The sequence below is a fragment of the Tranquillimonas rosea genome, from assembly GCF_900111315.1.
Lineage (GTDB): Bacteria > Pseudomonadota > Alphaproteobacteria > Rhodobacterales > Rhodobacteraceae > Tranquillimonas > Tranquillimonas rosea.
In genome coordinates this window covers 194,426-212,611 of sequence record NZ_FOGU01000005.1, presented here as the reverse complement: position 1 = coordinate 212,611, position 18,186 = coordinate 194,426, and the positions used below count along the sequence as shown (strand labels likewise).

Below are 18,186 nucleotides of genomic sequence, written 5' to 3'. Positions count from 1 at the left end.
CTCCGCCGGCAAGAAATGCAGCGAAAGCGGCCACCAGGGCGATGTGGGCGATTTGCTCCATGCGTCTCCAGCCGCAGTGTCCCGGAGGTTGATCTCACCGGGGTTAACAGGTGGTTAATTTATCTGTCGCAGTGGCGTTCAGCTCGTGACTGGTGGGGGGTCGCCGAGGGTCCGAGCCCTGTCCGGCTGAGGCTCGCCAAGAGAGCCGCGGCGCCACGAAACCTCTATGATTGCGCCCGAACGACGGGCCGGGGCCGGGTCGCCCTCGGTCGGGTCGACACCGTTGGCAAAGCTCACCTCCGCGCCCGACCGCTCCAGCAGCGTCTTGGCGATGAACAGGCCCAGCCCCATCCCGTCATATCCGGGTCGTGACTGCGGGTCGGTGAGCCAGCGGCGGCGGACGAGAGGGTCGCCCAGCCTCGGCAGCATCTGCGAGGGAAAGCCGGGCCCGTCGTCGGTGATCCGCAACAGCACGCGGCGTTCGTCCCAGACGATGTCGATCCAGACCCGCGATTCGGCGAAGTCCACCGCATTCTGGATCAGGTTACGCAGCCCGTGGATGATTTCGGGCCGGCGAAGGATGACGGGCTGATCCGCGGCGCTGCCCTCCATCGGCGCGATGTCCCACAGGATGTCCTTGCCGCGGTCTTGGTGCGGTTCGGCCGCCTCCTGCACTACGCTGGAGAAGGGCCCGCTGCGCAAGTGCGGGTCGTCCTTTCCGGCACGGCCCATCGATCGCAGGATGTCGCGGCACCGGTCGGCCTGGTCCCGGATCAGGGCCGCGTCGGCGCGATGCTCGTCCGCGCTGAGCTCTTCCATCAGTTCGGAACTGACCAGCTTGATCGTCGCCAGCGGCGTGCCGAGCTCATGCGCGGCGGCCGCGACCACGCCGCCCAGGTCGGTCAGCTTCTGCTCGCGGGCAAGCGCCATCTGCGTCGCCATCAGGGCGTCCGACATCGCGTTGATCTCGGCCGTGATGCGCCGGGCGTAGATCGCCTGGAACACGATGCCGATCACGATCGCGGCCCAGATGCCGAACACGAAGTCGCGCGGGATCTGCATCGTGTGTCCCGCCGGCGTGTGCAGGGGGATGTGCCAGAGGCCCAGCATGGTCACCGCGACGATGGCCACAACCCCCATCACCAGCGTCCCGCGCAGCTGCAGCGTGGTGGCCGAGATCGTCACCGGCGCCAGGATCAAGAGCGCGAAGGGGTTGTTCAGCCCGCCGGTCAGCGCCAGCAGGATCGCGAGCTGCACCACGTCGAACATCAGGATCGAGAACAGCTCGATCTCGGACAGGCGCTTGTTCTCGGGATAGATGAAGCTGGCGACCACGTTCGAGATCGCGAGCGCCCCGATCACGAGATAGACCAGCCCGATATCGAACGAGAGGTTGTACATGTGCTGCGTCGCGAGGATCGCGCCGAGCTGCCCGGCGATGGCGGCCCATCGCAATTGGACCATCGAGCGCAGCCGCACCCAGTCGGCCCGTCGGCCGCGTCCCATCATTGCCAATGTTGGATCGCTCATCGCACGTGTTTACCTGCTGCATTGTGTCCGCTTGGGATCTACGCAGGGCTTCGATACCGGATCAATGTGGCGCGATAGCCGGAGGACAAGAGGTAGGCATGATCAAGATATACGCGGCCGCGGCGGCCACGGGGGTTGCGGCAATGATCGGCGGGATCGCCTTTGTCAGCCTGAGCGGTGAGGACAGTTGCGGTCAGGGGAGAGTCGCCGGCGGGCAGGCGGCGATCGGCGGGCCGTTCACGCTGGTTTCCGAGACCGGCGAGACGGTGACCGACGAGGACGTCATCGACAAGCCGTCGCTGGTCTATTTCGGCTACACCTTCTGCCCGGATGTCTGCCCGTTCGACGCGGCGCGGAACGCCGATGCGGTCGAGCTGCTGGCCGAGCGCGGCCACGAGGTGAAGCCGGTCTTCGTCTCGGTCGACCCCGAGCGCGACACGCCCGAGATCCTGCGAGAGTTCACCGATTACATGCATCCCGACATGGTGGGCCTGACCGGATCGCCCGAGCAGGTGAAGGCGGCGGCGAATGCCTACAAGGTGTACTATGCCCGGCAGGAGGGCGACGACCCCAATTACTACCTGATGGACCATTCGGTATTCACCTACCTCATGCTGCCCGACGAGGGATTTGCCGGCTTCTTCCGCGGGGCCCCCGGCCCGGACGGCGAGGGCGTCACGGCGGAAGAAATGGCAGAGCAGTCCGCGTGCCTGATCGAGCAGGCGTGATCGGGATAAATTGACGCGACGGGGCGGTCGCCTAAGTCTCTGCTCAGGGGAGCAAAGCCATGAAAGACATGCCGCAGGCTCAGACACAGAAACAAGACCTCGGGCCCGACCGCTCGCTGCTGCTGGTGGATGACGACGAGTCCTTCGTCCGCCGTCTCGCCCGCGCGATGGAGAAACGCGGATTCGAGGTCGAGGTCGCCGAATCCATCGCCGCCGGCCGGGCCGTCGCCACCGCCCGTCCGCCGGCTTACGCCGTGATCGACCTTCGGCTCGAGGACGGCAACGGGCTGGACGTGGTCGAGGTGCTGCGGGAACGCCGTCCCGACAGCCGCATCGTCGTTCTCACCGGCTACGGCGCGATCGCGACCGCCGTCGCGGCCGTCAAGATCGGCGCGACCGATTACCTGTCGAAACCCGCCGACGCCAATGACGTGACCGCTGCGCTGCTGGCCAGCGACGACGAGCTGCCGCCGCCGCCGGAGAACCCGATGTCGGCGGACCGCGTCCGGTGGGAGCACATTCAGCGGGTCTACGAACTCTGCGACCGGAACGTAAGCGAGACGGCCCGCCGGCTGAACATGCACCGGCGCACGCTGCAACGCATCCTCGCCAAGCGCAGCCCCCGCTAACTGCGGCGGGCCGCGCGGCGCAGCCACTTGAGCAGGATCGCCAGCCGCTCCGACGGCACACCCTTTTGCGTCACGAGGAAGTAGCCGAGGCCCTGCGATTCTCCCTCGTAGACGCTTTGCAGCGCGCCGGCCTCCAGATCGCGTTCGACCAGCGCGCGGGCCTGGATCGACAGGCCGTATCCGGCGCGGACGGCCGACAGGGCCAGGCCGTTGTCCGGCATCTCGGTCGCCGCCATCTGCGTGAAGTCGAGCCCGAGGCTCGCGCCCCATACCGTCTGTTCCCGCGAAGCGCGCGAGAGATACCAGGCGTAGGAGTCGAGCGGCCCCATCTCCTTGATGTTGCGGCCCCGAACGAGCGACGGCGCCCCCACCACGACGAACGGCCCCTGCACCAGCGGGCTCACCTCGAGCCCCGGCCACGACCCGTCGCCGAAGCGGATTGCCAGATCGAAGCCCTCGCGTCGCAGGTCCATCACCTCCATCGACGGCACGAGCGACAACTCGATCTCGGGGTGGCGCGACCAGAACTCGCCGATCCGGGGCATCAGCCAGGCCTCGGCGAAGGTCGGTGTCAGCGTCACGCGCAGCGGCCGGTCGGCCGAGCGGTCGGTCAGCTCGGCCAAGCCCGCCTCGATCCGCGAGAAGCCGTCCCGCACCGCCTCGGCCAGTACGCGGCCATCGTCCGTCAGCGCCATGCCCTGTCCCTCGCGCACCATCAGCGCGCGTCCGAACCTCTCGGACAGGGTGCGCAGGTGCTGGGCCACGGCGGCATGGGTGACGTTCAGCTCGCGCGCGGCGGCCGAGAGGCTGCCGGTGCGCGAGGCCGCTTCGAAGGCGCGCAGTGCGCTCAGTGAGGGGAAGGTGCGCCAGTCCATGTCGACCCTGAAAGTTCAGCTTACAACCGAGAACTCTTCATGAGTCGTAACATTTCTTCAAGCCACCTATGTCAGAGATACCAGCAAGGCATAGGAGGTCGATATGCTTACAATCTTCGCAAACACCCTGATGCGCGCCAGCCTGTTCAACCCGCCCAAGCCGGACGGATACGCGACGCGCAAGCCGCGTAACCCGATGTTCCCGGCCGACCGCAAGACGGTCAATGGCGGAGCGCAGCGCTGACTGCCGCAAGCCACCAGAACGATCAGAACTGTGACAACAGCTCCGCGTGTCGCGCGGTGAACTCCGCGCGCACTTCCTTCGGCGGGCGCAGCACGATGTTGAGCCCGTCGATCACTTTCGGATCCGGTCGCCCGAAGAACCGCGTCGCCTCGCGTTCGGCAAAGCCCGCGATCCGCGTCGCCTCGAGCCAGGCCGACACCTTGTCCGCCGCCTTGATCCGTCTCTTCACGTTTGCCGGAATCGCCGCCGGCAGTCCGAAGCGGATGTGAATCGCACGCGCCAGGCGATCGTCCAGGTCGCCGTAATCCGGCCCTATGGCGGCCTTCACCGGCGAGATCATGTCCCCGATCACGTATTCCGGCGCGTCGTGCAGTAGCGCGGCCAGACGCCATTGCGGTGCCGCGTCGGGGCACATCCGGCCATGCAGCGTCTCCACCAGCATCGAGTGTTCCGCCACGGAATAGGGGAAATCCCCCGCCGTCTGCCCGTTCCAGCGGGCCACGAAGGCAAGGCCGTGGGCGATGTCCTCGATTTCGATGTCCACCGGGGTCGGGTCGAGCAGGTCCAGGCGTCGACCGGACAGCATGCGTTGCCAGGCGCGGGGCGGCTTGGCCATCTCTCTGGGTCCTTTCGAAGGTTCGCCCGCGCCATAGCCTCGTGGCGCCGCCGGGCACAACCGGACGCTGCGCGGTCAATCCTGCAGTCCGCCCATCTCGCAGACGATCCGCCATTCCTCTTCGGTCACCGGCTGCACCGACAGGCGCGTGCTGTTCACCAGCACCATTTCGGAAAGGCGCGGATCCCCCTTGCATTGCTGAAGGGTGACGGGTCGGGAGAAGGGGCGCACCGCCTTGACGTCGACGCACTCCCACCGGTCGTCGTCGGTCGTGCTGTCGGGATGTGCCTCGGCGATGACCTCGACGATGCCGACCACCGCCTTGTCCTTCTGCGAGTGATAGAAGAACGCGCGGTCGCCGATCGCCATCTTCCGCATGTTGTTGCGGGCCTGGTAATTGCGAACGCCGTTCCACTCCTCGCCCGTGTCGCCCTTGGCGACCTGGTCGTCCCAGGACCAGTCCGAGGGTTCCGACTTCATCAGCCAGTACGCCATCAGCCGATCACCTGTTTCCATTCCATAACGGTGACCGACTCGAACAGGCCGGCCTTGGCATAGGGGTCGCCCTCGGCCCAGTTCCAGGCGGCCTCGATGTTGTGGACGTCCAGGATGATGAGCGATCCCACCATGTCGCCCGCGTCGTCCAGCAGCGGTCCGGCCCGTTCGACCACCCGCGTCGCGTCGATATAGGCAAGGTGCGCGGTGCGGGTTTCCTGGCGGACGGTCTGATGGTCGGGCTTGTCACGGGCGATGATGGCGGCGCGCATGTGGGTCCTGTCCTTATGATTTTCGCGGGCAAGTCTAGCCACGGGGATTGTGGGGGCAATGCCCGGTCAGGCTTTTGCGCCGCGCTTGCCGCCGCCCAGCATCGGGGCGCTGCCGTTGTCGAGGGGCCATCGCGGACGCGCCGCGAGGGTCATGTCGTCGACGAGGCCGATCTGCATCCGCTCGATTCCCGCCCAGGCGATCATCGCCGCGTTGTCGGTGCACAGCGCCAGTGGCGGCGCGACGAAGGCGGCGCCGGCCCACTGCGCCACCGCGTCCAGCGCGGCGCGGATCGAGCTGTTCGCCGCAACTCCGCCGGCCACGGCGAGCGCCGGATGCCTGGGGGCGAGGCAAAGGTACTCGGCCAGCGCGCGCCGAGTCTTTTCCGCCAGGACCTCCGTCACCGCCCTCTGGAATCCGGCGCACATGTCCGCGCGGTCGCGTTCGTAAAGACCGCCCTGCGCCGCGACCAGCGCGTCGCGCTCGCGCAGCAGGGCCGTCTTGAGCCCCGAAAAGGACATGTCGCTGCCGGGCCGGTCCAGCAGGGGCCGGGGGAACCGGAACCGTCCGGGGTCGCCCTCTGCCGCTGCCGCCTGGACCGACGGACCGCCCGGTTGCGGCAGGCCCAGAAGGCGTGCGGTCTTGTCGAAGGCCTCGCCGGGCGCGTCGTCGATCGTCCCGCCGAGCCGCCGGAAGCGGTCGGCGCCCTCGACGATCAGGAACTGGCAATGGCCGCCCGAGACGAGCAGCATCAGGTAGGGATAGGGCAGGTCGTCCGTCAGCCGCGGGGTCAGGGCGTGCCCCGCCAGGTGGTTCACCCCCACCAGCGGCAGCCCCGTCGCCGCGGCAAGACCCTTGGCGCACATGACGCCCGAGAGCACCCCGCCGATCAGCCCCGGCCCGGCCGTCACCGCGATGCCGTCCATTTGCCCCAGGGCAAGCCCTGCGCGATCCAGTGCCTCGGACACGCAATCGTCGAGTTTCTCGGCATGGGCACGGGCCGCGATTTCAGGCACGACGCCACCATAAGAGCCGTGCAGCGCGGTCTGCCCGATCACCACGCTCGACAGGATTTTCGGATCGCCCGTGGCGCGCACGACGGCGGCGGCCGTGTCGTCACAGCTGCTTTCGATGCCGAGAAGGGTCAGGGTGCGGGACATGGCGGCCGATTGCCTGCGGGATCGCCTGCCGCTACCAGAGGCCGCAGTCGCGCACAATCCTTGCCCGAGGAGGCCCCGTGGTGCCGGACGCTCCGCCCTGCCTGCTTCTGACCCGGCCAGAGCCGCAGAACCGCCTGTTCGGGCTTCGCTGCCGGCTGGCGGAGGCCTGGGTCGGGCCGATCCTGTTTTCGCCGATCCTGTCGATCCGCCACCTGTCCGCGCCATCCCTGTCGGGCCGGGTCCCCCTATTCACTTCGCAGAACGCGGTGCTTGCTCTTGGCCAGGGGAGCGGTCCGGCCTGGGCGGTGGGCGCACGGACGGCCGCCGTCGCCCGAACCGCAGGGTTCGACTGTCGCGCGGCCGAGGGCGACGTCACTGCGCTGGCGGACAGCCTGTTGGCCGACCGGCCGGATCGGCCCCTGGTGCATCTGCGGGGCAGACATGTCGCGGGCGACCTGGCCGGTTACCTGCGGGCCGCCGGCCTGACGGTGGACGAGGCCATCGTCTACGACCAGCAGACCGCCCCTCTGACCGACGCGGCGATACGGCGGCTCGGGCAGGGCGATCCGGTGGTCGCGCCCCTGTTTTCCCCGCGTTCGGCCCGTATTCTGGGGGCCCAGGTGCCTCGGGGCGCCGCAATCCGGGCCCTTGCGCTCAGCCCGGCGGTGGCCGAGGCATGGACCGCCCCGGCCGAGATCGTGGCCAGCCCGGACGCGGCGGGCATGATCGCGGCGATTTCGGCCTGTCGGGAGCGCGGCCTTGTTGGCAGTGGGCCGGGGGGCTAAGCTGCGCCGAAAGAACAGACATTGCGGGCTGACGGATAGCGGAGAGGGCTCAGTATCGTGGCGAAACCGAAGAAACCGACTTCCAGTGGCCGCACCGACGATCGGTCGTCCGACCTTACCTCCGACGACGCCGGCGTGAGCGGCACGACGGAGGACGCGATGCACGACACCGATCCGAACCGGCCGGACACGCTGGACGGCGGGTCGGCCTCGGTTGAACAGACCGACGGGGACGACACCGTGACCGGCGAACACGCCGCCTCGGACGAGCCGGGACACCCGCGCGAAGAGGCTACCGCATCGGGCACAAGCGCCACCGAGGCGACGCCCGAGGCCGACACGACGCCGTCGGACCCCGCCCGCGGTGGGCCAAACACGCCGACGCCGCCCCCCTCGTCCGGCAACGGCGAGGCGCGAATCGGCAAGGGGCCGGGCTTTGTCACGCTTCTCCTCGGCGGTCTGATCGCCGGCGTGATCGGCTATGGCTTTGCCTATTACACCGAATTCCGTCCCTTCGCCGTCTCCGACGAGGGCAACGATACCGTCGCTCGGCTCGAGGCGCAGGAAGGCCAGGTGGCGGAACTGAGCGGCGAGCTGGAGTCGCTCGGCTCACGCCTGGACGAACAGGCCTCGCAGACGACCGAGCTGTCGGGGAACGTTGAGCAGATACAGTCCGCCGTCTCTGAAATCCAGAACCAGGTTGCCGGGCTTGAACCGGCCGAGGGTGGCGTCCCGCAGGAAACGTTGGACGAACTGCGCGCGGCCGCCGACGAGGGCGTCGCCGGACTGGCGCAGCAACTTACCGAGATGTCCGAGCGGATGGACAGCCTCGAAGCCCAGGTCGAGGAGGCTGCGCAGAGCGGCGGGGGCACCGGTCAGGACCTGAGCGCCTACGAATCCCAGCTCGACGAGTTGCAGCAGCAGCTTGACGACCAGCGCGCACAGATCGCCGAGACCGAAGAGCAGGCCCAGCAGATGCAGCAGGAAGCCCAGGCGCAGACGCGGGCCGTAACCGCCCGCGCGGCGCTGACGCGCGTACAGGCCGCTGTCGAGGGCGGCGGGTCGTTCGACACGGCGCTGGCCGACCTGCAGAGCGCGACCGACGCGCAGGTACCGGCCGTCCTGCGCGATTCCGCGGGATCGGGACTTGCGACGCTCGGGCAGCTGCAGCGCCGCTTCCCCGACGCGGCGCGTGCCGCGCTCGACGCCTCGCTGCAGTCGACGGCGGGAGAAGGCGGCATGATGGACCGCGTGGGCAAGTTCCTTCAGGCGCAGACCGGCGCCCGGTCGATCGAGCCGCGTGAGGGCGACGGGCCCGACGCGGTGCTCAGCCGCGCCGGCGCGGCGGTCGACCAGGGCAACATCGAGGACGCTCTTTCGGAACTGGACTCGCTTCCGGACGCTGGGCGCGAGGCGATGTCCGAATGGATCGAGGCCGCACAGACCCGAGTCGAAGCCACGGCCGCCGTCGATGATCTCGCCGCGAACCTGAACACGAACTGAGGACGCCCTTCATGCTCTGGTCCCTTCTGAAGATCGTTCTCTTCGTCTGCGTGATCGCGGCGCTGGCGCTGGGCGCCGGCTACCTGATGGAGACGGATGGCCTGATCCGCATCGCCGTCGCCGGCTTCGAGCTGAACCTCGGGCCGCTCCAGGCGGCGATCTTTGCGCTGCTTCTGCTCTTCGCCGTCTGGCTGGTGCTGAAGCTGGTCAGTCTGCTTGTCGCGTTCGTGCGCTTCCTGAACGGTGACGACACGGCCCTGAGCCGGTACTTTTCCCGCAACCGTGAGCGCAAGGGTTTCCGCGCGCTGGCCGACGGGATGCTGGCGCTCGCCTCGGGCGAGGGGCGCGAGGCGCTGCATCAGGCCGCCAAGGCCGAGAGGTATCTGCACCGCCCCGAGCTGACGAACCTGATCCGCGCCCAGGCCGCCGAGATGGTCGGCGACCGGCACAAGGCGGGTGTCGTCTACAAGCAGCTTCTGGAGGATGACCGCACGCGCTTCGTCGGCGTCCGCGGTCTGATGAAACAGAAGCTCGAGGATGGCGACACCGATACCGCGTTGAAGCTGGCCGAGAAGGCCTTCGCGCTGAAGCCGCAGCATACAGAGACACAGGATATCCTGCTCCGCCTGCAGGCGAACGGCCACGATTGGAGCGGCGCGCGCAAGACGCTGTCGGCCAAGGCGCGCTCGGGCGGCCTGCCGCGCGACGTGCACCGCCGCCGCGATGCCGTCCTCGCCCTGAGCGAGGCGCGCGACGTGTTCGAGGAAGGCAAGTCGATCGAAGCCCGCGAATCCGCGATCGAGGCGAACCGCCTGTCGCCCGACCTGATCCCGGCGGCGACCATGGCGGCGCGGCACTATATCCGCAACGACCAGCCGCGCTACGCCACCCGCGTCCTGAAGAAGGCGTGGCAGGTGCAGCCGCATCCCGATCTCGCGACCGCCTTCGGCGAGATCAAGCCGGACGAGACGCCCGCGCAGCGCCTGTCGCGGTTCCGCACCCTGACCAAGATCAACCCCGATCACACCGAGACCAAGCTGCTGCTGGCCGAGCTGCACATCGCCGCCGAGGAATTCCCCCAGGCCCGCCGGGCGCTGGGCGATCTGGCGACGACGCATCCGACCTCGCGGTCGCTCACGATCATGGCGGCCATCGCCAAGGGTGAGGGCGCGGACGAGGCGATCGTGCGCGGCTGGCTGGCGCGGGCGCTGACCGCGTCGCGCGGGCCGCAATGGGTCTGCGACAAGTGCCAGAACATCCACGGCTCGTGGCAGCCGACCTGCTCCAATTGCGGGGCGTTCGACACGCTCGCCTGGAAAGTGCCGACGACGGGCGATGTGGTCATGTCGGCGGGGGCTGCCGAGATGCTGCCGATGATCGTCGGCCGCGTGTCCGAGCCCGATCCCCGGCCGGTTCCGACCGAGGCCGACGCGACACCGCAGGAGCCCGCCGAGGGCGAGGCGCCGGCCACCGCGCCGGGCGTCCCACCGAACGTCCCCGAGGCCGAAATCGTGGGCGACGGCGCGGCCGAGACGAATGAGGAAAAAAAGACCTCGAAACCTGAAAATTAGGACTGTCGGTCCGCCTGAAACCTTGGTATCAGGCGCGCCGGTAGGCCGGTGTAGCTCAGCAGGTAGAGCACGTCATTCGTAATGATGGGGTCGTAGGTTCGAGTCCTATCACCGGCACCACCACTTTGCGCAGGACCGTTTGCCTCGGCATTGCGCCGGTCGACGTCGCCGGAGCTGGTGGGTTTCTCGATTCAGAACATGGCAGAGAAGTCGTCGGCCCCGCCCGGGCCTGAGGCTTTCGCCTTGGATCCGGACGGGGGCTTCCGTGAGTGGTGGAAGACAAGCACAGCTTATCGGGGGTTACCTGTGAGTAAACCACAAAGTTTCGGCGAGGAATCGCTCAGGGCGAGTCGATGTCCGGGCTCGGAACGCTGCACTGCTGCACGACTTGAGGCGTAAACAATGCAGTTAGCCAATAAGTTGAATCGCAAGGAAATCAGCCTCTTGAGAATGAGGCAACTTTTAGGCGCTTGACCGAATCGCGACTGGAAGGCCTACTCATTTACGCGGCGTAATTTCGCCGCCGGGACCGTGAGTGGATACCGAAGACAAGTTATGTAGACAAAATTTTTCTATACCTACGAGGTGGCTGCCCCAATGGGGCAGCCACTATTTCTTTCAGGCCAGCCGTTTTCGACGTGCCGCGCGACGAAACGATCCGGTATCAGCCGCCACTTCCCGAGCCGCCGGGCGACCGCGGAAGATCGGTCAGATCCAGCGGACCGGTGCGGGGCGGATGGGCCGGGAAGGTCGAGCGTGACAGGATCGTCCCCTTTGCGTCGACAATCAGCCGCAACGCCCGGCCGCCGGAAAAGAACGTCAGCCGCCAGCGCCCCTCATCCTCGTCCACGCCCTTTTCGCACCGGCTGGTGATCCGACCCGAGCGCATCTTTTCGGGGACCGCCTCGGGTTCGATGCCGAACGCGTCTCCGACGACCTCGGCGTCCACGACGAAGCCATCGGTATCGAAGGTCACTGTGCTCATGGGGTCTCCGGTGTCAGGCCGCCGTGGAAGAATTGGTAACAGAGATACCTATTACTAATCAGCGGCCCGAGGTTCAAGACAGGGAGCGCCGCCGGTTCGAACCGTCTCTTGGCCATCACACCACGAGATGTGGTGAAATATTCGCGCCATACGAGAAGATTACTGGATGTGTACGCGTTATGCGCTATAAAGCTTTTCAGTCTGTAATCTTTCGCGATGCAGACGGAGACGCGCCGGTCGTCAACCGACACCACTCCCGGCGCGTCTTTGTCGGTGTCCAAACGGCAGTTCAGACGTCGTAATAGTCGCGGTACCACGCAACGAACCGGCGAACGCCCTCGTCCAACGGCGTGTCGGGCAGCTCCCCCACCAGCGATTCCAGCAGATCGGCCGAGGCCCAGGTTGCGGGGACGTCGCCCGGTTGCATGTCCATGAAGTTCCGCCGGGCCTCGCGACCGGTGGCGCGTTCTATTGCGGCGACGAAATCCATCAGGCGCGTGGGCGCGGAATGGCCGATATTGACGATGCGGAAGGGCGCCACGGGGCTCAGGCTGTCGCCCTCGGGCGGCGGGCCGTCGGGGCGTTCGGGCACGGCGTCGGCAAGGCGGACGATGCCTTCGACCAGATCGTCGACATAGGTGAAGTCGCGCGACATGTCGCCGTGATTGTAGATGTCGATCGGCGCGTCCTCGAGAATGGCACGCGTGAACTTGAACAGCGCCATGTCCGGCCGCCCCCAGGGCCCATACACGGTGAAGAACCGGAACATCGTCGTGGGCAGACCGTAGAGATGGGCATATGAATGGGCCATCGCCTCGGTCGCCTTCTTCGTCGCGGCGTAGAACGACATCTGCGTGTCGGCCTTGGCCGTCTCGGCATAGGGCATCTCGGAATTGGCGCCATAGACCGACGAGGTCGAGGCAAGCAGCATGTGCGGCACGGGATGCGCGCGGACAGCCTCGAGCAGCTCGAACGTGCCCACGACGTTCGCTTCGACATACGAGCGCGGGTGTTCGATCGAATAGCGCACGCCCGCCTGTGCGGCGAGATGCACCACCAGGTCCGGCCGCTCGGCCATCTGCTCCATCAGCAGTCCGGGCGTCTCGATCCGGTCTTCGACGGGGCGGAAGCCGGGCGATTGCGACAGCATGGCGTGGCGCCGCCGCTTGAGCGACACATCGTAGTAGTCGGTGATCGCGTCGATCCCGGTGACCGTCCAGCCATCGGCCAGAAGGCGCGCCGCCAGGTGGTATCCGATGAACCCGGCAGAGCCGGTGACGAGCGCATGCGGCATGGATCAGCCTCTTTCCCATTCCCGGCCTTGCAGAGACCGGTCCGTTTCCGGATATGTCGCGGAGCTTGAATGTTCAACGGCCGGTGCACGCGGCCGCACGGCAAGGAAAGACCCGACCCATGAGCACGACCATTCTGGTGACCGGCGGCGCTGGCTACATCGGTTCCCATGCCTGCAAGGTTCTGGCACGCGCCGGCTACACCCCCGTGACCTACGACAGCCTGACGACCGGATGGCGCGACGCGGTCACGTTCGGGCCGTTCGAGGAAGGCGACCTTCTGGATCGCGAGCGTCTCGACCAGGTGTTCGCCGCATATCGTCCGGCGGCCGTCATGCACTTTGCAGCGCTCAGCCAGGTCGGCGAGAGCATGACCGATCCCGGAACCTACTGGCGCAACAACGTCGCCGGATCGCTGACGCTGATCGAGGCGGCGGTCGCCGCGGGGTGCCTCAACTTCGTCTTCTCCTCGACCTGCGCCACCTATGGCGACCAGGACGGCGTTGTGCTGGACGAGGGCTGCGCGCAGTATCCGCTCAACGCCTACGGCGCGTCGAAGCGCGCCATCGAGGACATGCTCGAGAACTTCGAGGCCAGCCACGGTCTGCGCCACGTCATCTTCCGCTATTTCAACGTGGCGGGGGCCGATCCGGACGGCGAAGTCGGCGAATTCCACCGCCCCGAGACGCACCTGATCCCGCTGATGCTGGACGCGGTCGACGGCAAGCGGGATGCGCTGACGATCTTCGGCACCGACTACGACACGCCGGATGGCACGTGCGTGCGCGATTATGTGCACGTCATGGACCTGGTCGATGCCCATGTCCTCGGGCTGAAATGGCTGCAGGACGACAAGGGGAGCCGGGTGTTCAACCTCGGCACCGGGACCGGCTTTACCGTGCGCGAGGTGGTGAACAGCTCGGCCGCAGTGACCAACCGCGAGGTGCCCATCATCGAGGGGGACCGCCGGCCCGGCGACTGCGTGGCGCTGGTGTCTGGCAGCACGCGCGCCGGGCAGGAGCTTGGCTGGCAGCCTGCCCGGTCGACGCTCGATGCGATGATCACCGATGCCTGGCGGTGGCACCAGACCGGCAACTACGAGCGTTAGGAGCCCGACGAGCTCATCGGCACACGCCCGACGCTGTCATAGGCGAGGAAGCCGGCCTGCTCGGCGTCCTTCGCCGTGTAGATGTTGCGCAGGTCGGCCATCCGCGGTGTCCGCATCGTGTCCTTCAGGCGGCCGAGGTCGAGCGCCCGGAACTGGTTCCATTCGGTCAGCACCACGATCAGGTCGGCCTGTTCCGCGGCCTCGTAGGGATCCTCGCACCAGGTGACGCCGGGCAGCAGATGCTCGCCCTCGCGCTTGCCCTGGGGATCGACGACCCGCACCTTGGCGCCGCCGCCGACCATCGCGGGCACCACCGTCAGGCTGGGCGCGTCGCGCATGTCGTCGGTGTTCGGCTTGAAGGTCACGCCCAGCACGGCGACGGTCTTGCCGTTGAAGCTGCCGTCGCAGAGGTCGACCAGCTTCTCGACCATCCGGCGCTTGGTCTCGTCGTTGACCTTGATGACGGCCTCGGTGATCTGCATCGGCACGCCGAATTCCTGCCCGGTCCGCGCCAGGGCGCGGGTGTCCTTGGGAAAGCACGACCCCCCATAGCCGGGGCCCGCGTGCAGGAACTTGTTGCCGATCCGCCCGTCCAGGCCGATCCCCTTCGAGACTTCCTTCACGTCGGCGCCGACGCGTTCGCACAGGGCGGCGATCTCGTTCACGAATGTGATCTTGGCGGCGAGGAAGGCGTTCGCCGCATACTTGATCATCTCGGCCGATTCGAGGTCGGTGGTGACGATCGGGAAATCGCGCAGGAAAAGCGGGCGATAGACCTCGGACATCACCGTGCCGGCCCGCTCGCTTTCCACGCCGACGACCACGCGGTCGGGGCGCATGAAGTCGTCGATCGCCGCGCCCTCGCGCAGGAATTCCGGGTTCGAGGCGACGTCGAAATCGAGGTCGGGATTCGCCGCCGCGATTGTCTCGCGCACCTTGCGGTTGGTCCCGACCGGAACCGTCGATTTGGTGACGACGACGATATAATCCGACGCCAGCCGCGCGATTTCCTCGGCCGCTGCCATTACATAGGATAGGTCGGCGTGCCCGTCGCCGCGGCGGGTCGGGGTGCCGACGGCGATGAACACCGCGTCCGCCCCGTCGAGCGCCTTCTCGAGCGAGCCGGTGAATCGCAGGCGGCCGGCCTCGACGTTCTTGTTCATCAGGTCGTCGAGCCCCGGCTCGTAGATCGGCACCTCGCCGTTTTCGAGCCGGGTGATCTTGTTCGGATCCTTGTCGACGCAGACGACGTCGTGTCCGAAGTCCGAGAAGCAGACACCGGAGACAAGACCCACATAGCCTGTCCCGATCATCGCGATACGCATGTTGAAATCCCTTTGCTGCCCGCGCCTTCATGCGCACCAACGGAAAATGCCGCAAGTGCGAAGGGGTCGGGACATGGCCTTGCGGGCATGAAAGTGCCGTCCCGCCCCCGTTGAGTGAGCATTAGCCCGGCCTGCCCGTTCCGACGGCGGCGCGCAATTGGTCCAGTCCGCGCGACAGCAGGGCATGGGCCGAATCCCGGTCCCGCGCCTCGACGTACAGGCGCAATTCGGGCGCGTTGCCGGAAGGGCGGACATGCACGACGCGGTCGTCGGTCAGCGACATGCGCACACCGTCGGTCAGGTCCACACTGGCCTCGGACGCGTCCAGACCGTCAAGGAATGTGGCGCGCTCGGAAGGCGAGGAGCGGAAGCGTTCGACCAGCGCCCGCGAGTGCTCCACAGGAACCTCCTGCAGACGGTCGGCCAGGGTGACAACCGGCGGCTCGACCGCGACGCGCAGAGAGACCGGGCCCGAGCCTGCCGCGATCAGGCACATGAGGATCGGAAGCACGCTGTCGCGGGTCGGAAGCGCGTCCAGAGGGCCGGCCGGCCCCTGCGCCTCGTAGCCCAGAAGGAAGCCGCCATTCGCCTCGTATCCCACGACCCGTCCGCCGGCCTCTTCCATCGCCGCGATGACATAGGGCGAGCCGATCCGCGTCCGGATCACCTGCTCGAACCCCTTGTCCGTCACGCCGCTGTTTGACGAGATCGGCGTCACCACCGTCTCGGCGCCCAGCATTTTCGCGGTGATCTGGCCCAGGACGTCGCCGGGCACGACCGCCCCGCTTTCGTCGCCCAGAAGCGGGCGGTCGGAATCGCCGTCGGTCGAGACGATCGCGTCCAGTCCGAGTTCCGCGGCCCATTCGGACAGCGCCTGCCGGACCTCGGGCGCCACGGCTTCGGTGTCGACGGGGATGAACGTGTCCGAGCGCCCCAGTTCGGTCACCTCGGCGCCGAGGGCGCGCAGGATCTCGGCAAGGTGATCCCGGCCGACCGCACTGTGGGAATAGAGCCCGATGCGCTTGCCGCTCAGCGCCTCGGCACCGCAGGCGGATACGTAGCGCGAGACGAAACGCGCGCCCGCCTGGTCGTCACGCTCGACATCGTCGTCGTGTTCGGCGGCGGGGCGCACGCTGTCCAGCGCCGCGAGAATCGCCGCTTCGTCCTCTTTCGTGATCTCGCCGCCACGGGCGTAGAACTTCAGCCCGTTCCGGTCCGCCGGAATGTGGCTGCCGGTGACCATCACCGCGCCGCCGCCGTGTTGCCGCGCGGCCAGCGCCAGCGCGGGGGTCGGTATCTCGCCGCAATCGATCACGCGCAGGCCGGCGGACCGGGCTGCGCGGGCCACGGCCGTCGCGATCTCGGGCGACGAGGGCCGCAGGTCGCGCCCCACGCACAGCACCCCGCCGGTATCGCAGGCGTCGGCGAAGGCGCGGACATGGTCCGCGACCAGGTCGTCGGTCAGTTCGGTGACAAGGCCGCGCAGGCCGCTGGTGCCGAATTTCGGTGCCATCCCGTGCCCCCGCTCAGCCCTTGGCACCCTGGCCACGGGCATAGACGTCCTCGTAGCGCATGATGTCGTCCTCGCCGAGATAGACGCCGGTCTGCACCTCGATCAGCACCATCGGCACCTTGCCCGGGTTCTCCATCCGGTGCACCGCGCCGAGCGGGACGTAGATCGACTCGTTCTCGGTCACCAGCTTGACCTCGTCGTTCACCGTCACGCGGGCCGTGCCCGACACGACGATCCAGTGCTCCGAGCGGTGAACGTGGCTCTGCAGGCTCAGCGCCGCGCCCGGCTTGACGACGATGCGCTTCACCTGGAAGCGGTCGGACAGGGCCAGCGTCTCGAAATGGCCCCAGGGCCTGTGATCCATGGCGAAGGCCGTGGCCTGCCGGGCCTCTTTCGCCTTGAGGGCGTCGACGGCCTTTTTCACATCCTGCGCGCGCGACTTGTGGGCCACCAGCACGGCGTCGGGCATCGCGACGGCGATCATGTCCTTCAGCCCCATTCCGACGAGCTCCAGCCCCTCGTCCTCGGACCGCAGCAGGCTGCCCTTGCAGTCGATGGCGGTGACCGGACCGAACGCGGCGTTGTCGTTCTCGTCGGTCTCGCTTTCGCGGTGCACGGCCTCCCAGCTGCCGAGGTCGGACCACTCGGACGCGTAGGGGACGACGCTCAGGTTGTCCGCCCGCTCCATGACGGCGTAGTCGATCGAGATGTCCTCGGCCCCGGCCCACGGCTCTGGCGCGAGGCGGCAGAAGCCGAGATCGGTGTGCGACTGATCCACCGCGGCGCGGACCGGCGCCAGAAGGCCGGGCGCGTGGGTCTCGAACGCGGCGATGATGTCCCGCGCGGCGAACAGGAAGATCCCCGCGTTCCAGAGATAGCTGCCATCGGCCAGCATCTTCTTCGCGTCGCCGCTGTCGGGCTTTTCGACGAACCGCTCCAGCGGGATGACCGCGCCACTGCCATCGGGCTTCGACGCCAGTTCGAGATAGCCGTAGCCCGTCTCGGGCCGGTCGGGTGTGATGCCGAAAGTGACGAGGTTGCCGGCCTTCACCGCCGGGACGCCATGGGCCACCGCCTCGCGGAAGGCGTGGGCGTCGGGGATCACGTGGTCGGACGGCAGCACGAGGAGCACCGCGTCGGGATCGTCCTGTTGCGCGCGCAGCGCGGCGGCCAGGATGGCGGGCGCGGTGTTGCGGCCCTCGGGCTCGATCAGGACGGGGCCGGGGTCGATGCCGACCTCTATCAGCTGCTCCGTCACCACGAAGCGGAAATCGGAATGGGTCAGCACCATCGGCCGGCCGAAGGTCACGTCGGGAGTGGCGCCCGAAACGCGGCGGGCGCTGGCCTGGAACAGGCTTTCCTCGCCGACGAGCTTGGTGAACTGCTTGGGATAGGACTTGCGGGACAGGGGCCACAGCCGTGTGCCCGAACCGCCGGAAAGAATAACGGGCTGGATCGTCGTCATGGAAAAGGCTCTCTTCAAAGACGGAAGCGAAGATGGTCTGCACTCCGCCTAGCTACGCTACACCGATGTCGCAATCGCTGATAGCTGCCGCG

18 protein-coding genes and 1 tRNA gene are annotated in these 18,186 nt (G+C 67.5%); 8 read left to right on the top strand and 11 right to left on the bottom strand.

Annotated features, from left to right (window positions below):
• Positions 1-138 precede the first annotated feature (138 nt).
• Complete coding sequence (gene regB, locus BMZ25_RS10245; RefSeq protein WP_092693143.1) at positions 139-1,530, bottom strand: sensor histidine kinase RegB; 1,392 nt, start codon at positions 1,528-1,530, stop codon at positions 139-141.
• A 98-nt stretch (positions 1,531-1,628) separates the two neighbouring features.
• On the opposite strand from regB, the gene BMZ25_RS10240 reads away from it, so the two are divergent.
• Both BMZ25_RS10240 and BMZ25_RS10235 read left to right on the top strand, forming a co-directional pair.
• Positions 1,629-2,258, top strand: a complete 630-nt coding sequence (locus BMZ25_RS10240) for an SCO family protein (RefSeq protein WP_092693141.1) — start codon at positions 1,629-1,631, stop codon at positions 2,256-2,258.
• 68 nt (positions 2,259-2,326) lie between these two features.
• On the top strand, positions 2,327-2,887 hold the full coding sequence (locus BMZ25_RS10235; RefSeq protein ID WP_092693476.1) for an ActR/PrrA/RegA family redox response regulator transcription factor: 561 nt from the start codon (positions 2,327-2,329) through the stop codon (positions 2,885-2,887).
• On the opposite strand, the gene BMZ25_RS10230 is transcribed toward BMZ25_RS10235, so the two are convergent.
• A complete protein-coding gene (locus BMZ25_RS10230; protein ID WP_092693139.1) occupies positions 2,884-3,762 on the bottom strand; it encodes a LysR family transcriptional regulator in 879 nt (292 codons plus the stop codon). The two genes, BMZ25_RS10235 and BMZ25_RS10230, sit on opposite strands and share 4 nt — an antisense overlap.
• A gap of 103 nt (positions 3,763-3,865) precedes the next feature.
• Between BMZ25_RS10230 and BMZ25_RS20850 the strand changes: the two genes are divergently transcribed.
• Positions 3,866-4,006, top strand: a complete 141-nt coding sequence (locus BMZ25_RS20850) for a hypothetical protein (RefSeq protein ID WP_177190441.1) — start codon at positions 3,866-3,868, stop codon at positions 4,004-4,006.
• A 22-nt stretch (positions 4,007-4,028) separates the two neighbouring features.
• Here the strand turns inward: BMZ25_RS20850 and BMZ25_RS10225 are convergent, their stop codons facing one another.
• The 4 genes from BMZ25_RS10225 to tsaD form a co-directional block, all read right to left on the bottom strand.
• Positions 4,029-4,622: an HD domain-containing protein gene (locus BMZ25_RS10225; RefSeq protein WP_092693136.1), complete on the bottom strand. Its 594-nt coding sequence runs from the start codon at positions 4,620-4,622 to the stop codon at positions 4,029-4,031.
• Between the two features lie 75 nt (positions 4,623-4,697).
• On the bottom strand, positions 4,698-5,117 hold the full coding sequence (locus tag BMZ25_RS10220; protein ID WP_092693134.1) for an EVE domain-containing protein: 420 nt from the start codon (positions 5,115-5,117) through the stop codon (positions 4,698-4,700).
• The gene (locus tag BMZ25_RS10215; protein ID WP_092693132.1) at positions 5,117-5,389 is read right to left on the bottom strand and encodes a YciI family protein; all 273 of its coding nucleotides are present in this window, start codon (positions 5,387-5,389) and stop codon (positions 5,117-5,119) included. The genes BMZ25_RS10220 and BMZ25_RS10215 overlap by 1 nt, the downstream gene beginning before the upstream one ends.
• Positions 5,390-5,455: 66 nt before the next feature.
• Entirely contained in the window at positions 5,456-6,547 is a 1,092-nt protein-coding gene (gene tsaD, locus BMZ25_RS10210; protein ID WP_092693130.1) for a tRNA (adenosine(37)-N6)-threonylcarbamoyltransferase complex transferase subunit TsaD, read from the bottom strand.
• Positions 6,548-6,627: 80 nt separating this feature from the next.
• Here tsaD and BMZ25_RS10205 point away from each other — a divergent pair, with 80 nt between their 5' ends.
• From BMZ25_RS10205 to BMZ25_RS10190, 4 genes are all read left to right on the top strand, one after another.
• Positions 6,628-7,332 carry a uroporphyrinogen-III synthase gene (locus BMZ25_RS10205; protein WP_177190440.1) on the top strand — a complete coding sequence of 235 codons (705 nt, stop codon included), beginning with the start codon at positions 6,628-6,630 and terminating at the stop codon, positions 7,330-7,332.
• A gap of 135 nt (positions 7,333-7,467) precedes the next feature.
• The gene (locus BMZ25_RS10200; protein ID WP_143071520.1) at positions 7,468-8,835 is read left to right on the top strand and encodes a hypothetical protein; all 1,368 of its coding nucleotides are present in this window, start codon (positions 7,468-7,470) and stop codon (positions 8,833-8,835) included.
• Positions 8,836-8,846: 11 nt separating this feature from the next.
• Positions 8,847-10,406 carry a heme biosynthesis protein HemY gene (locus tag BMZ25_RS10195; RefSeq protein ID WP_092693125.1) on the top strand — a complete coding sequence of 520 codons (1,560 nt, stop codon included), beginning with the start codon at positions 8,847-8,849 and terminating at the stop codon, positions 10,404-10,406.
• A gap of 44 nt (positions 10,407-10,450) precedes the next feature.
• Positions 10,451-10,526: transfer RNA gene (locus BMZ25_RS10190), tRNA-Thr, on the top strand.
• A 544-nt stretch (positions 10,527-11,070) separates the two neighbouring features.
• Here the strand turns inward: BMZ25_RS10190 and BMZ25_RS10185 are convergent.
• A complete protein-coding gene (locus BMZ25_RS10185) occupies positions 11,071-11,391 on the bottom strand; it encodes a DUF6522 family protein (RefSeq protein ID WP_092693123.1) in 321 nt (106 codons plus the stop codon).
• A gap of 289 nt (positions 11,392-11,680) precedes the next feature.
• A complete protein-coding gene (locus tag BMZ25_RS10180) occupies positions 11,681-12,685 on the bottom strand; it encodes an NAD-dependent epimerase/dehydratase family protein (protein ID WP_092693121.1) in 1,005 nt (334 codons plus the stop codon).
• A gap of 119 nt (positions 12,686-12,804) precedes the next feature.
• Here BMZ25_RS10180 and galE point away from each other — a divergent pair, with 119 nt between their 5' ends.
• On the top strand, positions 12,805-13,791 hold the full coding sequence (gene galE, locus BMZ25_RS10175) for a UDP-glucose 4-epimerase GalE (RefSeq protein WP_092693119.1): 987 nt from the start codon (positions 12,805-12,807) through the stop codon (positions 13,789-13,791).
• On the opposite strand, the gene BMZ25_RS10170 is transcribed toward galE, so the two are convergent.
• From BMZ25_RS10170 to BMZ25_RS10160, 3 genes are all read right to left on the bottom strand, one after another.
• Positions 13,788-15,116: a UDP-glucose dehydrogenase family protein gene (locus tag BMZ25_RS10170; RefSeq protein WP_092693118.1), complete on the bottom strand. Its 1,329-nt coding sequence runs from the start codon at positions 15,114-15,116 to the stop codon at positions 13,788-13,790. The two genes, galE and BMZ25_RS10170, sit on opposite strands and share 4 nt — an antisense overlap.
• Positions 15,117-15,237: 121 nt before the next feature.
• Positions 15,238-16,629, bottom strand: coding sequence for a phosphomannomutase (locus BMZ25_RS10165; protein ID WP_092693116.1), 1,392 nt, complete (start codon positions 16,627-16,629; stop codon positions 15,238-15,240).
• 13 nt (positions 16,630-16,642) lie between these two features.
• Complete coding sequence (locus tag BMZ25_RS10160; RefSeq protein WP_092693114.1) at positions 16,643-18,094, bottom strand: mannose-1-phosphate guanylyltransferase/mannose-6-phosphate isomerase; 1,452 nt, start codon at positions 18,092-18,094, stop codon at positions 16,643-16,645.
• Positions 18,095-18,186: the final 92 nt, after the last annotated feature.

Bases quoted from the DNA above. Each gene is read 5' to 3' on its own strand.
- BMZ25_RS10215 (WP_092693132.1), bottom strand. From the start codon at position 5,389: ATGCGCGCCGCCATCATCGCCCGTGACAAGCCCGACCATCAGACCGTC.
- galE (WP_092693119.1), top strand. From the start codon at position 12,805: ATGAGCACGACCATTCTGGTGACCGGCGGCGCTGGCTACATCGGTTCC.
- BMZ25_RS10185 (WP_092693123.1), bottom strand. From the start codon at position 11,391: ATGAGCACAGTGACCTTCGATACCGATGGCTTCGTCGTGGACGCCGAG.
- regB (WP_092693143.1), bottom strand. From the start codon at position 1,530: ATGAGCGATCCAACATTGGCAATGATGGGACGCGGCCGACGGGCCGAC.
- BMZ25_RS10230 (WP_092693139.1), bottom strand. From the start codon at position 3,762: ATGGACTGGCGCACCTTCCCCTCACTGAGCGCACTGCGCGCCTTCGAA.
- BMZ25_RS10240 (WP_092693141.1), top strand. From the start codon at position 1,629: ATGATCAAGATATACGCGGCCGCGGCGGCCACGGGGGTTGCGGCAATG.
- BMZ25_RS10170 (WP_092693118.1), bottom strand. From the start codon at position 15,116: ATGCGTATCGCGATGATCGGGACAGGCTATGTGGGTCTTGTCTCCGGT.
- BMZ25_RS10180 (WP_092693121.1), bottom strand. From the start codon at position 12,685: ATGCCGCATGCGCTCGTCACCGGCTCTGCCGGGTTCATCGGATACCAC.
- BMZ25_RS10225 (WP_092693136.1), bottom strand. From the start codon at position 4,622: ATGGCCAAGCCGCCCCGCGCCTGGCAACGCATGCTGTCCGGTCGACGC.
- BMZ25_RS10235 (WP_092693476.1), top strand. From the start codon at position 2,327: ATGCCGCAGGCTCAGACACAGAAACAAGACCTCGGGCCCGACCGCTCG.
- BMZ25_RS10195 (WP_092693125.1), top strand. From the start codon at position 8,847: ATGCTCTGGTCCCTTCTGAAGATCGTTCTCTTCGTCTGCGTGATCGCG.
- BMZ25_RS10220 (WP_092693134.1), bottom strand. From the start codon at position 5,117: ATGGCGTACTGGCTGATGAAGTCGGAACCCTCGGACTGGTCCTGGGAC.
- BMZ25_RS10160 (WP_092693114.1), bottom strand. From the start codon at position 18,094: ATGACGACGATCCAGCCCGTTATTCTTTCCGGCGGTTCGGGCACACGG.
- tsaD (WP_092693130.1), bottom strand. From the start codon at position 6,547: ATGTCCCGCACCCTGACCCTTCTCGGCATCGAAAGCAGCTGTGACGAC.
- BMZ25_RS20850 (WP_177190441.1), top strand. From the start codon at position 3,866: ATGCTTACAATCTTCGCAAACACCCTGATGCGCGCCAGCCTGTTCAAC.
- BMZ25_RS10165 (WP_092693116.1), bottom strand. From the start codon at position 16,629: ATGGCACCGAAATTCGGCACCAGCGGCCTGCGCGGCCTTGTCACCGAA.